Genomic DNA, 13604 nt, shown 5'->3' with positions numbered 1-13604 from the left:
TTAATTTTTAGGAATTTCAATTCTAATTGTTGTTTTATAATCTTCATATGGAGTCGCCACGTATATCTCCCCATTATAAAACTCAATGATATCTTTTACGATTTTCAAACCTAAACCAGTTCCGGTAAGTGCTGTTGCATCATCCACTGTATGATTTGCTACTGTAGAAGTAGTATAAAATGCATTGAAAATATTTTCCTCATTTTCTTTAGTTATACCATCTCCATTATCGGAAAATTCTAAAAAAACGATATTTTCATCCCTTCCACATTTAATAAAAATTTCCCCATCGGATTTAGCTCTTTTTATTGCCTTTTTTGAATTTGTATACAAATTAAACAAAATAGATGCCCATTCAGATGGATGCATGGGAACTGTAAACAAATCATATCCGTCAAATACTGGTGGAATAAATTGGGTTCCTGTTCTTTTTAGATCATTCTTTATTACAGTTTCAAAGCTCCTTACAACATCTCTTAATTCTATGGGCTCTAATTCTCTATGCACATTTCTTGAAATGGCTTTATCAAAATAAGAAGTATATGCAGTAAATGATTTAACATTTGTTTCTAACAATTCAGTACGTTCATATATCTCTTTGTAATCTTTAACAGCATTTTTAAGAAACCTTATGTCAGCATCGAAGCCTGGTAAAAATCTTTGAACTTCATGCACAAATTCTCCAATTACCAATCCCAAACCGGCTAATATTCTTAGCATATTGTTTTCATCAATTAAAGACTGTGTCTTCTGCTTTTCTTCATCTCTCGCTTGCTTTAATTCTTCAAAAATTTGCTTAGCCCTTTCCTTTTTTTCGTAATTTGAGGAATGATTGCTGTCTTTTTCATTGGAATAATCTTCTGATTCAAAAAAATCCTGAATTTGTTCAAGGCCTCTGTCTACTTTTTCTGAAGGATCTTCTTCTCGTTTGGTAAATCCTTTTTGAGATGCTGTCACTTTTCTTCCTCTCAATTCTGAAACCTTCATAACAGCACTTGTCAATGAACGATAGACAAAGTTTACCAATTCTTTTAAATATTCATTTTCAATTAAACCTTCTCTACTTGAAGTTTCTTCAAAATCTCCACTTTCATCCTCAAGTTCGACAAAACCAAAAAAGTTTCTATTTGGATGTTGAGCCAAAATAATATTTCTATTATTTGACTTATCTAATCCTAACCAATCATCTCCCTGTTCCCCGTAAGGTAACACTCGGAAACCATTTCTATACAACTTTAAACCGCCCTTTTCATATCCTAAATCACGAATAAAAGTAAATGTTCCTGGAGCAAAAAGTGATGGGTCATATACGAAATAATATGCTTTAAAATGAACTCCCTTGATTAAGGTAAAAGGAGTGCTAGAGTCTTCTTTATCCTTTTCATTGTTACCTATAGCATATACTTCTTGTGAAAAATTTAACTTATCGCTCTTTAATGCCCAACAACCTTGTCCATCATCTAATACATAACCCTCTATTTCTACCAAAGCATGTTGGAAAATTGCTTTTTCTTCGTCTATGATTGGAATTAGTTCATCTTCGTCCTTCCGAAAGTAATTACTTTTAAACCCTGGATCATCAGAGGATTTATTTTCCTTTTTCTTCTTTTTAGATAAAGGGAAAGGCTGCAGGAGTTCAGAAGTATATCTATAAACTCTTTTTATCATTGCATCAGACCATCCTTCTCTAAGCTCTTCTATAACTAAAGTTGTACCTTCTTCCTTTTCCTTGGGAATAAATTCAATCCTACTAGATATAGTGAGTAAATCTTTATCTGTTCGAAATTCGTCCCAATTAATTACAACTTTCAGAGCTTCCTGAGAATTTTCGGTTTGAGTAATAATTGTAAGTTTATCACCCAGCCGCTGAGTTGCAAACCTACCAATACCTTTTTTACCTGCTCTTTGTCTTTTATATTTATTTGAAATAGGATTATGTATCTTATCAGAAGATGACAAACGCATGAAACCTTTTACAAGTTGTTCCTTATCCATTCCATGCCCATTATCTTCAATAATTAAAATTCCTCCTGAACTCCATGCGTTCTCAAAAATCAGATTAACTTCTGTAGCATCGGCATCGTATGAATTTTTAACTAATTCCGAGACAGCAGTTTCATGCCTTCCTACTAACTCTTTCCCAAGTCTATTGATTATACCGGCGTCAACAGAAAATCTAACTTCATTGTTGTCCAACTTGGCTATTTCATTTGATAAAGTAATAATGATATTATTATCAGAATTTTCTTTTTTGATTTCTTCTGATAATTTTTGTTTTAGTTCCAATAACTTGTTTACATTATCCATGATTATAATTCAATATTATTGATTAAGTCAGCCGGTTTAACTTTTAAAATATTTGCTATTTCTACCAATGTTTTCAAACTGGGCTGAACAGCATTAGTACACCATCTTGAAATAGTAGCTTCATTTTTTCCTAATTGTTCTGCGAGCCATTTGCTACTTACATTCTTCTCTGCCAGTACTACTTTCAACCTATTAATTGCCTTTTTACTCATAAAAATTGCATATGGTGTAAAGATATTGATTTTTTTAGTCCTAAAGACTTTGCTACAAAATTAATTTTCATCGTTTAGAAATCCATATTTCTTAGAGTTCCTATTTGCATTAATGCCCTAATTCTCTCCCTTTTCGCAATCAAAAACATAAATCATTCTATTGCTAGAAACCTACAAGATTAGGCTTCACTATATTTATTCATTAGGAAACATAACGAACAAATACATTATACCTATGAAAACAGCCTATTTATACATCCGTGTAAGCACGGACGAGCAAAAGAGGAGAGGATACTCCTTGCCAGAGCAGGAGGATCGATTATTGAAATACTGTGAGAATAACAATATTGAAGTTAAGGATATCTATCGTGAAGATTTCTCAGCCAAGACCTTCAACCGACCTGAATGGAAAAAGTTAATGACAGTGATCAAAAGCAAGTCATCAAAGGAAAGCAAACAGATACTGTTCATTAAATGGGATCGATTTAGCCGAAATATTGAATACGCCTATGAGATGCTTGGGATACTTCGAAAATACAAGACAACAGCAATGGCTATTGATCAGCCTTTAGATCTTTCAGTACCAGAAAGCACGGTCATGCTTGCTGTTTATCTATCCGTACCGGAGGCAGAAAATAGTAGAAGAGCATTGAATACAGCAGCCGGTATTCATCGAGCAAAACTAATGGGCAGATATCCCAACAAAGCTCCTTTCGGCTATATCAATACAATAACAATGGAAGGCAAAAAAATTATTTCCCTTAAGCAACCCGAGGCAGATATTTTAGGGTGGGCATTTCAGCAGCTTGCAAAAAATATCATAATAGATAAACACTAAGATCGTATTGACTTGCTTCGCAGCGAAACTTCTCGCTTCCTCGATCAAATCCGTAATGGATTTGAATAAGTTATTATCTATCTGATTCATAATGCGCTCCCTTTCAAAACTTTCAATGCTATCTGTTCATTTTCCTCCAAACGATTCCTAAGATTCGCCATATCCTGACTAACCTTCTGCTCAACTACCTTGGCATATATCTGGGTCGTTCGGATGGTGGTATGCCCAAGCATTTTACTGACCGTCTCAATAGGAACTCCGTTAGACAAGGTCACCGACGTAGCGAAGGTGTGTCTCGCTAAATGAAAAGTCAAATGCTTTTTTATGCCGCATAGATCGGCCACTTCTTTTAGATAGCTATTCAGCTTTTGGTTTGAAATTACAGGGAACATTGTACCCTGTGCAATTGCCCGGGGATTATTTTTGTATTTTTCTATGATGGCAGCGGCCTTTGGAAGGATAGGGACATTCACTGACGTTTCGGTTTTTTCACGCATAGTTTTGATCCAACGATTTCCATCGGTTCCAAGGAGAATATTATCAGGGGTTAACTGCATCACGTCGATATAGGCAATGCCGGTGTAGCAGCTGAAAACAAAAAGATCTTTGGCATACTGGATCCGTTGTACCGAAAAATCCTTTTTCTCAATTCTTGACAGCTCCTCGCTGGTCAGAAAGTCGCGTTCAACCTTTTGCATCTTAAGTTTGTAAAGTTCGAATGGGTTCTTTTCCATCCAGCCGAGTTTCACGCCTAAGCGTACCATCTTACGGAACCTTTCCAGATGCTTCATCACGCCATTGTTTGCCATTCCTTTATGGTGATCGGTCGGTTCATAGGTTCGCAAAAAGTACTCGAATTGTGTAATGAATTTATAGTCTAGTTCGGAGAGGTAGATGTCTGGCTTCTTGAATTGCTGTAACACAAATCTCTTGAGGTACTTAGCTGTCGTAAAATAGTTCTTAAGTGTCCCATATGCGAGGACCTCTTTCATATGCAAGTTGTGATACTCTATCAAGGATTGAAGCGTGTTTTCCTGTTCCACTTCTCCCAAATACATATTCTTGATTGCCTCAGGAGTGATTAGCTTCTTGGCCATGACCATTTCTTGGTAATACCCCGACAGGACGCCTCTTACTTGTTCAAGAAATCCATTTAGAATTTTGAGGTCTGTGTTCTTTGCTTTTGGAAGTCCTCTTGAAGAATTCCAATCGGAAACTTTTACTTTTTTCTTCAAGGACATCTCAATTCTTGCCCCGTTTACTGCAATCCTTACATAAATTGGAGCGATTCCGTTTTTTTCTTTGTTCATCCGAAGAATGAAATGAACACCGAAAGTGTTTGCTGATCTCATACACTATTTTTTAAAGTTTAACATAGACTGATATGAACTATTTGTCCAGACAGGTCACCAGAAAAGCCAAAAAAAGTAATTCTTTCTGATCTATATGAGTCTAAATATTATTGATTATGTTGCTATGAATCAATAAGTTAAACCCTTTCTGGTGACCTAATTTAATAAAATAAAAGAGGTCACCTGATAGTTCTCAGAAGGTATGGATTGAAACGAATTAATATGAACTGTTTAAAAGCAAAAAAGCCTCTAAATCATATGATTTAGAGGCTTTCGGATCCAGATGAACTGGTTTCCGTCGGGGTGGCAGGATTCGAACCTACGACCTCCACATCCCAAATGTGGCGCGATACCGGGCTACGCTACACCCCGAACTCCCTTGCGGGTGTGCAAATGTAAGAAGTATATTTGAATTCACAAATTAAAAATTTGAAAAAATAGCTTTACTGAAATAATACGTAAATTGGCTGAATAAATAGCTTTAAACGACTTAAAAGCAACAATCACCTATGCTCAACATTCTTCTGCCCTTACTCTTTGTGCTACAGTCTTTTGCTGGAAATCCCGACAGCCAGACAGAAACCAAAACCCTGCAAACACCAGAGATCGAGATGCTGACACAGAAAGAAGGTATTAGTATCCGTGGGCTTTCGGTGGTGGACAACCAAACGGCTTGGGTTAGTGCTAGTTATGGGTGGACGGCCGTTTCATCAAATGGTGGAACGGATTGGCACTGGCGACAGGTACCGGGACAGGAAAACACGGATTTTCGTAGCATTTATGCCTTTTCGAAAGATAAGGCGATAGTCATGAGTGCGGGCTCACCATTGGTGATTCTGATGACGGAAGATGGTGGTAGAACCTGGCAAGAGAAACATAAAAATACGCATACGGACATTTTCTTCGATGGGATGGACTTTTGGGATGAAAAACATGGCATGGCTTATGGTGACCCCATCAACGGTTTTGTGCAGATTCTGATCACAAACGATGGTGGGCATAACTGGCAGGATTTAAGCGAAAACACGAAAGGTCTGCTGCAAGAAGGTGAAGCGGGCTTTGCAGCTAGCGGAACGGGTATTCGGACATTGGGAAATGGAGTGGCTTCTATCGGGACGGGTGGCAGCAGGGCGCAACTGCTGATGACGAAAGATTTCGGTAAGAATTGGAAGGCTTATCCCTGCCCTATTATTCAAGGGACTTCCAGTACAGGGATTTTCTCGCTCGCTTTCCGCAATGACAAGCAAGGTGTGGCCGTTGGTGGCGATTATCTAAAAGACAAGCAAGCCGAGAAGGCTATACTCATTACCAACGATGGTGGACAAAGCTGGCAGAAACCAGAAAGCGGCACCCTGGGGTACCGCTCTTCGGTTGAATATCTTAATTCACAAACTTTAGTGGCAACTGGCACATCGGGGGTCGACTGGTCGGGCGACGGTGGCCTGAACTGGAAGTCAGTTTCCGATAAAAGCTTCCATGTAGCGCGCAAAGCTCGTCAGGGAACCTGGACGCTGCTTGCTGGTGCGGATGGCCGCATCGCCAAACTAACGTATTAAACACAGCTTTCAGCATCGATCGGTCGACGATCTCAACATCGAACAGTCAACCAACCGTTATTTATCAATCACAATAATGCCATTGCGTATTCTGCGTTGACCAAAATGATCGTATTGCTTATTGTCGGTCGGATAGTTCACTACACCGTTGGGCGACTCGGAATCCTTGATCCACATGGTCGTTGAGCCGCCGCCATCAATGTTCAGTGCGTGCCGTGGCTTAAAATAGCGGTTGATAAACTGAGTCAACTCCTTCGCGCTCATACCGGCTGTTTGGGTACGACGACCGTCAACGGTTATCATAAGCAAATAATTCTCATCTGTAATGGCCAAGGCGGTACGCGGATGACGAACGCCTTGATGCCTGTCAGGATGTTCGTAATCTAAACTATCCAACGGTACACCCTGCTCTTTGGCAAATGTCTCCCCTACGGGTTTGTGGTCATAAATGAGCATAGGTGAACCGGACATTGCATTGGCATAGGGCAACTTGTCATAGGCTTCCGCATCACCATAGATGATATTCCATTCATTTTTTTCCTGATCATAGTAGAACGCGCCTTCGTGCTTCCAGAACAAGCGGTTATCTTCCGGTACGGTAACGGAGGTACTGATCTTTCCGTTTTGTTTAAAGAAGGAAGAAAATAAGCTATCACCTTCTGCTGTTTTTACTATTTCATAATAGGTGCCGTTCACTGCCGCCAGGGATCCTTCATAACGATTCACGCGCAAAGACAGGGAGTCGTTCGGCCGACTGTCATCAAAGATCAGGGCATTTTTACTCAGATCAACAAGCAATACATCTACACGTTGTGATGACTTAAAAGGTGCATACTCGCCTTCATAGGTGTAATGGATCAACCCATCTTTGAGTATTTCGCTTTTCCAACCGCCAGGGTCTTTCAGAACTTGCTGATAGGCCTGTTGTGACGATAGATTTCGCTGAACACCACAGGCACTAAGAACAAAAGCAACAATCAGGAATGGAACAAAATGTGTGTTTTTCATACGTTAGCTTTCTAAAAAGTGACAAAAAAAGGTGGTGACCTGATTCACCACCTTCCGTTATCGTTAATAACTTGGATTTTGTTCTAAGACACCACCCGAAAGGCTCACTTGCGCGCCTGGTATCGGCAATAGATATTTATCCTTGCTGCTTACATTCGGCAGCTTGATGGCACGGTCGGTTCTGGCCAAATCGTAGAATAAGAAACCCTCGCTGAATAATTCTCTTCGGCGCTCTTCCAACACTTCGGTCAGATAAACTTCGTCGTTCGGAACGTCACTTGCAGTCAGGGCGGACAGACCTCTTTTGGTGCGCAGAGCGTTGAGGTGTGTCAAACCTTCTGTGCGACCTTTTCCTTCAGCGGCAATCAGGTAAAGCTCTGAAACCCGACTGATAATCAAAGGCTGTACATCCCAGTACTTGCTCACAATGGTATTCGAAGAGCCGTCAGCATTAACAATCGTTTGGATGTTGACGTCGCCGCGAACATCTTTGTCATCATAAAGTTCATCCGCTGCATAATCGGATGGTTGTACTGAATATGAGCCGGCCCAGGTTGTACCGTATGGCCAAAATAAAGCCGACATGCGCAGGTTACTTTCAGTTTTCAGGTTTGCAAAAGCAAAGATGATCTCTGAAGAAGCATCAGTGTCTCTGAAAATGCGACCGTAATCGGAGTCGATAGCTCCCACAGAAGCGATCACCGACTCTGCCAAGGTAGCTGCTTCTTCTTTCTTCCCTTGGGCTAAAAGTACACGAGCCTTAAAAGCCTTGGCAGCCTCCTGAGACACTTTCTTCGTACCTGTACTGCTAAATGGTTGGGCATTAGCCACAGCAAAATCGATATCCGCATTAATCTGTGTCCAGATTTCAGCAGCACTGTTTCTTGGTACATTATCAGTGGTATTGCTCAAGATCAAAGGTACCCCTCCGAAATTAGTTACAAGCTGATAATAAAGAAAAGCTCTTAAATAGCTGGCTTCAGCTTTCACAACGCTTAGATCGGCTTCTTCTGATAAACGATCAGCCGCCTCAATAATGATGTTGGCATTGTAGATATTGGCATAGGCATGACTCCAGATGCTGGAAGAAAAGCCTAAGCGGTCATCCACATTATTTCCGGTAATCATTACACCGAAAACGCCGTTTACTCCAGATAATGCTGTCCAGGTATAATTGCCACCACGGGTATCATTTAAGACATAGTTGTTCCGTGCAGGCATAGACTCTCGGTAGAGACCATTGAGGAAAAACCCAATATTGGATGCACTGATCTGATCGGGTGATACGGCGCTCTCTGGCTGCTGATCAAGTTCTTTTGAGCAACCAAACAAACTTACGATCAGGATAAGCGCAAATACTTGTTTTATTTTAAATTTATGTAACATCTGTCTTAGTCTTAAAAGTTAACATTCAATCCAACCATAAAGCTTCTTGGCTGTGGAGTTACCAGGTTGTCAACCCCATAGCTTCTTGCATCTGTATTCATGGAAGCTTCCGGATCGTAACCTGTATAGTCTGTAAAGGTTAGTAAGTTTACACCGGTTGCAAATACACGTACATTGTTCAACCCAATTTGCTGTGTCCACGTGTTAGGTAAGCGGTAGCCTAAGGTTAAACTTTTCACACGGAAGTAAGAAGCATCTTCAACATAATAGCTGCTGTTCTTCAGGTTGTATCCGCTTTTGGTTACACGAGGAACGGTATTGCTTGTACCCGGACCGGTCCAACGGTTGTAATAGGTGTCCGCCAATGCATTGTAATCACGCGCCCCCATATGATCCAAACCATTCCTCCAAGCTGAAGCAATATCATTTCCTACTGAGAAAGTGGTGAATAAAGCGATATCAAAATTACCGATATTAAAGGTGTTGGTTAAACCTCCGCTGAATTTCGGCAATGCACTCCCGATTACTTTTCTATCTTCAGAGTTGATGATTCCGTTATTGTCTAAATCAGCGAAGTTAACATCACCCGGACGCACACCTTGGTCTTGTAACGACTGCGGAATTTCATCCAATGTTTGGTAAATTCCTTGATGCACATATCCGTACATCACTCCCAAAGGTTGCCCCACGATAATCGCATTCCAGCTGCCTACCGTGATCGGATCATCACCAATCAGGCTAGTCACTTTGTTGCGAATAATTGAAACATTGAAATTTGTATTCCAGCTGAAGTTATCACGGCTGATATTCGTGCTGTTTATCGAGAACTCATGCCCTCTGTTCTGCATCGATCCGATATTGGATGTGCGGGTTGTGAAACCGCTTGTCGCCAATACAGGAACATTATAAAGGAGGTTATCAGATACTTTATCGAAGTAATCATATGTGAAGGATAACCTACCGCCTAAGAATGACAGATCGATACCGATGTTCTTTTGCTCAGATGTCTCCCACATTAAATTCTCATTACCAATATTGGTTACGCTCAAACCTGTTAGTGCATTGTAGTTATAACCACCGGCTGCTAAAGGCATATATGCGTAATTTCCGATTCCATCCTGGTTACCGGTTTTACCCCAGCTTAATCTCAACTTACCAAAGTTTAACCATTCAGGATAGTTGATAAAATCTTCTTCCGAGAATACCCAGCCTAAAGATACCGCCGGGAAGGTTGAATAACGATTGTCTTTTGCAAACTTCGATGAACCGTCATAGCGAGCAGTAGCACTTACCAGATAGCGATTTTTATAACCCAGGCTTAAACGACCGATGTACGATTCCATTGAATACATCGAAGCATCTTCATCACCCACCTGAATGGTTGCAGAAGTAATATGCTTGAAATCGTCAGAAGGGAATTCTGTACCGGTTGCCTGATTAAAATTGTAGGTATCTTCATAGTAAGAATGCCCCGCCATTACTTCAACATCCAGGTCATTCCATGTATTTTTGAAGGTCAGGGTATTATCAAAGGTTCCTGAGTAACGATAGTTACGGATGTCATTTACATAACCCTTTGGATTATAAGGGTGTTCAAAACCTTGTCTTCTATGTCCGTTCCCTAAGCGCAGCTCGGTATTGTAGCTGGTGCGGAACGTTAAATATTTCAGGAAATGAACATTCGCATAGACATTCACCAAACCCTGGAAATTTTTATCTTCCGTATGGTCCTGCTCAAGAATGATCAAGGCATTGTGTCTCAAAATGTCCTTACCCCCTACGGCGTATGATCCATCAGCTAAAAGCGGACGGTCATAAGGTCTCTGCTCCAGCGAACGTTGGAAAAGAGCTGTCCCCTGATCACCATTCGGAATTGAAGTACTCTTGGTATAGTTACCGTTTAAGTTAATACCAAAGTTGAACACTTCGTTTGGTTTGTAATCCAAGTTATTTCTTACTGAATAACGGCGAAGGGAACTTTGCTTGATCATCCCTTCCTGGTATTGATAGCCACCGGAAGTATAGTAAGTTACATGATCGTTACCCCCACTAACGGCAATATCCGTTTGGGTCGTGGTAGCCTGATCGCGGATGATCATATCCTGCCAATTCACATTGTAAGGGTCTTCCGGTACAACGCCCAATACCTTATCGATATTGATATATCCGGTTGATCCCGGTGTGTAACCCATATCGCTGTTGAAATTATTGGTTGCTTCAGTCTGCATCTCAATGTATTCCGAAGGGTTTAGCAAGTCGAGAGTCTTCGGCATCACGCTGATTCCCGTCTGCTGGTTGAAAGATACTTTCGGAGTACCTTTCTTACCTTGTTTGGTGGTAATCATAATTACCCCATTGGTACCGCGCGAACCGTAAATCGCCGTAGCAGCCGCATCTTTCAATACATCAATCGTCTCAATATCCGAAGGATTGATCATTGACAAGGGATCCTGGCGATATTCACCAGAGAAGTTGTAACTGGCTGTTGCTTTTGACAAAGGGATACCGTCAATTACGTAAAGAGGCTCGTTATCTCCATTGATCGAGCTGACACCACGAATACTTACGCGGGAGTTACCACCCGGTGTACCGTTGGATGTAGTCAGGTTCACACCCGCAACCTGCCCTTGCAATAACTGATTGGCACTGGCAACATTCCGATCAGGGATGTCTGCTGGTTTCACACTGGAAACTGCCGTAGTCAGGTTTCTACGAACGTTCTGTCCGTAACCCACAACAACGACTTCATTCAGCTCGCCAATCCCATCTTCAAGAACAAAATCAGTAGTAGTCGACCCGCCCTCTTTAATAACGACGCCCGACTCCTGCTTGGTCTGGAAAGAAATATAGCTGACTTCAATGGAGTAAGTTCCTGGCGCTAATTGAAGCCTATACCGACCATCATTGTCGGTGGCTACCGTCTGGTTAGAACCAACGACCTTGACACTTGCTCCAATTAAAGGCAAGCCTTGAGTGTCCGTTACCGTACCCATCAACGTTCCAGCCTGTTGATTGACAGACAACTCGTGAACATATTCCATTGAGCGAGCCTTGGTCCAAGGGCTGGCGCTCGCCATCTGCGACCAAGACAAGGCAACACCACAGAGAACCGTGGCAGCTTGCTTTGAACGTCGCATAAAAGGTAAGTTTTTCTTCATTTTGATAAATGTGTTTTAGCTTTTTAAACTGGTGGCAAATCTAGGTTTCAACGGCTAAGTTAACATAGTTTTAATGTTAAATTATTGTAAATAACAACAATGTTATATAACCGTCTATTAACGTGTTTTTAATATAGGACTAACGTGGTACGGAGTCATTTATTACGTACCCGATCAATAAATGGTTTATTTTTTCAACTATTTTCAGATACCAATCTCTCAACATTAGAAACTGCACACGACCCAAATCTTCTCCGAGAAATATTATTAACTTATCCGAGAAGAACAGTGGTCAAACAGTCCTCTAACAGTCCCCTGACAGTCCTCTAACCGTGGTAAAAGGACTGTTTGATCACTGTAATACCACTGTCAAATGTCTATTCTAGCCGACTAAGTCTACTCGAAATATGCTTTTATTTAGTATGTTTGATATTATTCATTAAAAGGAGGTAGTATGGCTGAAAATAAAGATGGCATCCTGGGTCCTTTAAAAGGAAAAATCGGACCCATAGTTGGTAGTAGTTGGCGGGGCATCCCCTATATCAAGACAAAACCGGTCAGGAAGAAACCGCCGACCGAAAAAGAGCTTGAAAACCGGCATATTTTCGCATTCACGCAGGGTTGGCTCCAACCCATTCGGGATTTTCTAAAACTGGGGTTCAAAAACTATTCGCAAACGAATTATGGGGTCAATGCGGCAAAGTCATTTATGTATAAATATGCCTTGACCAAAGATGGGATGAATTCGAAGATCGACCCCTCAAACATGCAGATTAGCTATGGCGACCTGCCCCTGCCAGAAAACATCCAGATGGAATGGATAAAAACGGAAGAAAATGTAGCTGAGGTGACCCTTAGTTGGACGATACCAAAAAACCTTTCTACGAACGACTTTGACCTTCACGATCAGGCGATGGTGCTGGTATATAATTTGACGGATGGATCTGCGTATGGAGTGTTGCATGATGCGTTCAGAAAGGCCGGAAAGCAGCGGGTCGAGATCGATTATTCTCCTGACCATGAATACCATGTATGGATCGCATTTTTATCGGCCGACCGCGAAAGGCAGTCACACAGTCTATATATGGGGGTAATTACTGAAAACAAAGAAGTAGCGGACTAGGTGCCAGCTACTTCTTTGTTATATTCTTGTTTTTGTTCTTTTTCTACTAACATGCGATGTGCCTCTTCCGCTATCACCGGCTCATAGCGAAGACCGGGATCTAGGTAGTGCATCTGAAGAACACGGGAATACTTGAAGTTGAAACCGGCGAGCAAGACGGTAGCTAATAAAATAAGTCCGATGTACAACCACATGTTTTCAGAGCCCCCCGAAAGCACATAGGTTGCAATACCCACAGTAACAAACTCTGCCACGTTCAACGCATAGCTAACAAACATGGAAACATAAAAATAGCCAGGATGACGCTCAAAATATAAATCACAGTAAGGACAACGCTTGTGCATCTTCTGCTTAAAAAAGCCGGGAGCAAACATTTTTCCTTTGCGACAGCGAGGGCATTTGGCATGTACAATAGCATGCCATTGGCTAGTGTCAGATTCCATTAATGTGTATTCTTTTTCCATCGATGATAACAATTTAAACTTGATCGCCTTTCATAAACTCTGTATCATATAGACGCCGTTTGACGATCGGAAAACCTTTTCCGCGAAGATCGGAAATCTTTTTGTGATAAGTTTTATAGTTCTTTTGAAAAAAATTGTAATTTTTCTACCTTTGCAAGCGAACCCTATAAAACTCCATAGGAATCATGATAGATATAGCA

At 41.0% G+C, this 13604-nt stretch carries 10 protein-coding genes and 1 tRNA gene; 3 read left to right on the top strand and 8 right to left on the bottom strand.

The window, feature by feature from the left end; genetic code table 11:
• Positions 1-2307, bottom strand: a complete 2307-nt coding sequence (locus D3P12_RS06775) for an ATP-binding protein (protein ID WP_118194264.1) — start codon at positions 2305-2307, stop codon at positions 1-3.
• Between the two features lie 2 nt (positions 2308-2309).
• Positions 2310-2519, bottom strand: coding sequence for a helix-turn-helix domain-containing protein (locus tag D3P12_RS06770; protein WP_118194263.1), 210 nt, complete (start codon positions 2517-2519; stop codon positions 2310-2312).
• 235 nt (positions 2520-2754) lie between these two features.
• Here D3P12_RS06770 and D3P12_RS06765 point away from each other — a divergent pair, with 235 nt between their 5' ends.
• Complete coding sequence (locus D3P12_RS06765; RefSeq protein ID WP_205941068.1) at positions 2755-3357, top strand: recombinase family protein; 603 nt, start codon at positions 2755-2757, stop codon at positions 3355-3357.
• Positions 3358-3443: 86 nt separating this feature from the next.
• Here the strand turns inward: D3P12_RS06765 and D3P12_RS06760 are convergent, their stop codons facing one another.
• The gene (locus D3P12_RS06760; protein ID WP_118194262.1) at positions 3444-4709 is read right to left on the bottom strand and encodes a site-specific integrase; all 1266 of its coding nucleotides are present in this window, start codon (positions 4707-4709) and stop codon (positions 3444-3446) included.
• A 298-nt stretch (positions 4710-5007) separates the two neighbouring features.
• Positions 5008-5081, bottom strand: a tRNA-Pro gene (locus D3P12_RS06755).
• 137 nt (positions 5082-5218) lie between these two features.
• Between D3P12_RS06755 and D3P12_RS06750 the strand changes: the two genes are divergently transcribed.
• A complete protein-coding gene (locus D3P12_RS06750; RefSeq protein WP_245977405.1) occupies positions 5219-6265 on the top strand; it encodes a WD40/YVTN/BNR-like repeat-containing protein in 1047 nt (348 codons plus the stop codon).
• 57 nt (positions 6266-6322) lie between these two features.
• Here the strand turns inward: D3P12_RS06750 and D3P12_RS06745 are convergent, their stop codons facing one another.
• The 3 genes from D3P12_RS06745 to D3P12_RS06735 form a co-directional block, all read right to left on the bottom strand.
• On the bottom strand, positions 6323-7273 hold the full coding sequence (locus tag D3P12_RS06745) for a phosphodiester glycosidase family protein (protein WP_118194261.1): 951 nt from the start codon (positions 7271-7273) through the stop codon (positions 6323-6325).
• 63 nt (positions 7274-7336) lie between these two features.
• The gene (locus D3P12_RS06740) at positions 7337-8659 is read right to left on the bottom strand and encodes a RagB/SusD family nutrient uptake outer membrane protein (protein ID WP_118194260.1); all 1323 of its coding nucleotides are present in this window, start codon (positions 8657-8659) and stop codon (positions 7337-7339) included.
• 11 nt (positions 8660-8670) lie between these two features.
• Positions 8671-11817 (bottom strand): SusC/RagA family TonB-linked outer membrane protein, encoded by a 3147-nt coding sequence (locus D3P12_RS06735; protein ID WP_118194259.1) that lies wholly within the window; start codon positions 11815-11817, stop codon positions 8671-8673.
• 454 nt (positions 11818-12271) lie between these two features.
• On the opposite strand from D3P12_RS06735, the gene D3P12_RS06730 reads away from it, so the two are divergent.
• The gene (locus D3P12_RS06730) at positions 12272-12940 is read left to right on the top strand and encodes a DUF6266 family protein (protein ID WP_118194258.1); all 669 of its coding nucleotides are present in this window, start codon (positions 12272-12274) and stop codon (positions 12938-12940) included.
• Here D3P12_RS06730 and D3P12_RS06725 read toward each other — a convergent pair.
• Positions 12937-13404 carry a DUF983 domain-containing protein gene (locus D3P12_RS06725; RefSeq protein WP_317124655.1) on the bottom strand — a complete coding sequence of 156 codons (468 nt, stop codon included), beginning with the start codon at positions 13402-13404 and terminating at the stop codon, positions 12937-12939. The genes D3P12_RS06730 and D3P12_RS06725 overlap by 4 nt on opposite strands.
• Positions 13405-13604 lie beyond the last annotated feature (200 nt).

It is taken from the genome of Pedobacter indicus, assembly GCF_003449035.1.
Lineage (GTDB): Bacteria > Bacteroidota > Bacteroidia > Sphingobacteriales > Sphingobacteriaceae > Albibacterium > Albibacterium indicum.
The sequence above is the reverse complement of the archived record's forward strand: the minus strand, read 5'-3'. Positions and strand labels throughout refer to the sequence as shown.

What these genes read in the sequence shown, in the direction of transcription:
- D3P12_RS06775 (WP_118194264.1), bottom strand. Translation starts at nt 2,307, where the DNA reads ATGGATAATGTAAACAAGTTATTGGAACTAAAACAAAAATTATCAGAA.
- D3P12_RS06770 (WP_118194263.1), bottom strand. Translation starts at nt 2,519, where the DNA reads ATGAGTAAAAAGGCAATTAATAGGTTGAAAGTAGTACTGGCAGAGAAG.
- D3P12_RS06765 (WP_205941068.1), top strand. Translation starts at nt 2,755, where the DNA reads ATGAAAACAGCCTATTTATACATCCGTGTAAGCACGGACGAGCAAAAG.
- D3P12_RS06760 (WP_118194262.1), bottom strand. Translation starts at nt 4,709, where the DNA reads ATGAGATCAGCAAACACTTTCGGTGTTCATTTCATTCTTCGGATGAAC.
- D3P12_RS06750 (WP_245977405.1), top strand. Translation starts at nt 5,219, where the DNA reads ATGCTCAACATTCTTCTGCCCTTACTCTTTGTGCTACAGTCTTTTGCT.
- D3P12_RS06745 (WP_118194261.1), bottom strand. Translation starts at nt 7,273, where the DNA reads ATGAAAAACACACATTTTGTTCCATTCCTGATTGTTGCTTTTGTTCTT.
- D3P12_RS06740 (WP_118194260.1), bottom strand. Translation starts at nt 8,659, where the DNA reads ATGTTACATAAATTTAAAATAAAACAAGTATTTGCGCTTATCCTGATC.
- D3P12_RS06735 (WP_118194259.1), bottom strand. Translation starts at nt 11,817, where the DNA reads ATGAAGAAAAACTTACCTTTTATGCGACGTTCAAAGCAAGCTGCCACG.
- D3P12_RS06730 (WP_118194258.1), top strand. Translation starts at nt 12,272, where the DNA reads ATGGCTGAAAATAAAGATGGCATCCTGGGTCCTTTAAAAGGAAAAATC.
- D3P12_RS06725 (WP_317124655.1), bottom strand. Translation starts at nt 13,404, where the DNA reads ATGGAAAAAGAATACACATTAATGGAATCTGACACTAGCCAATGGCAT.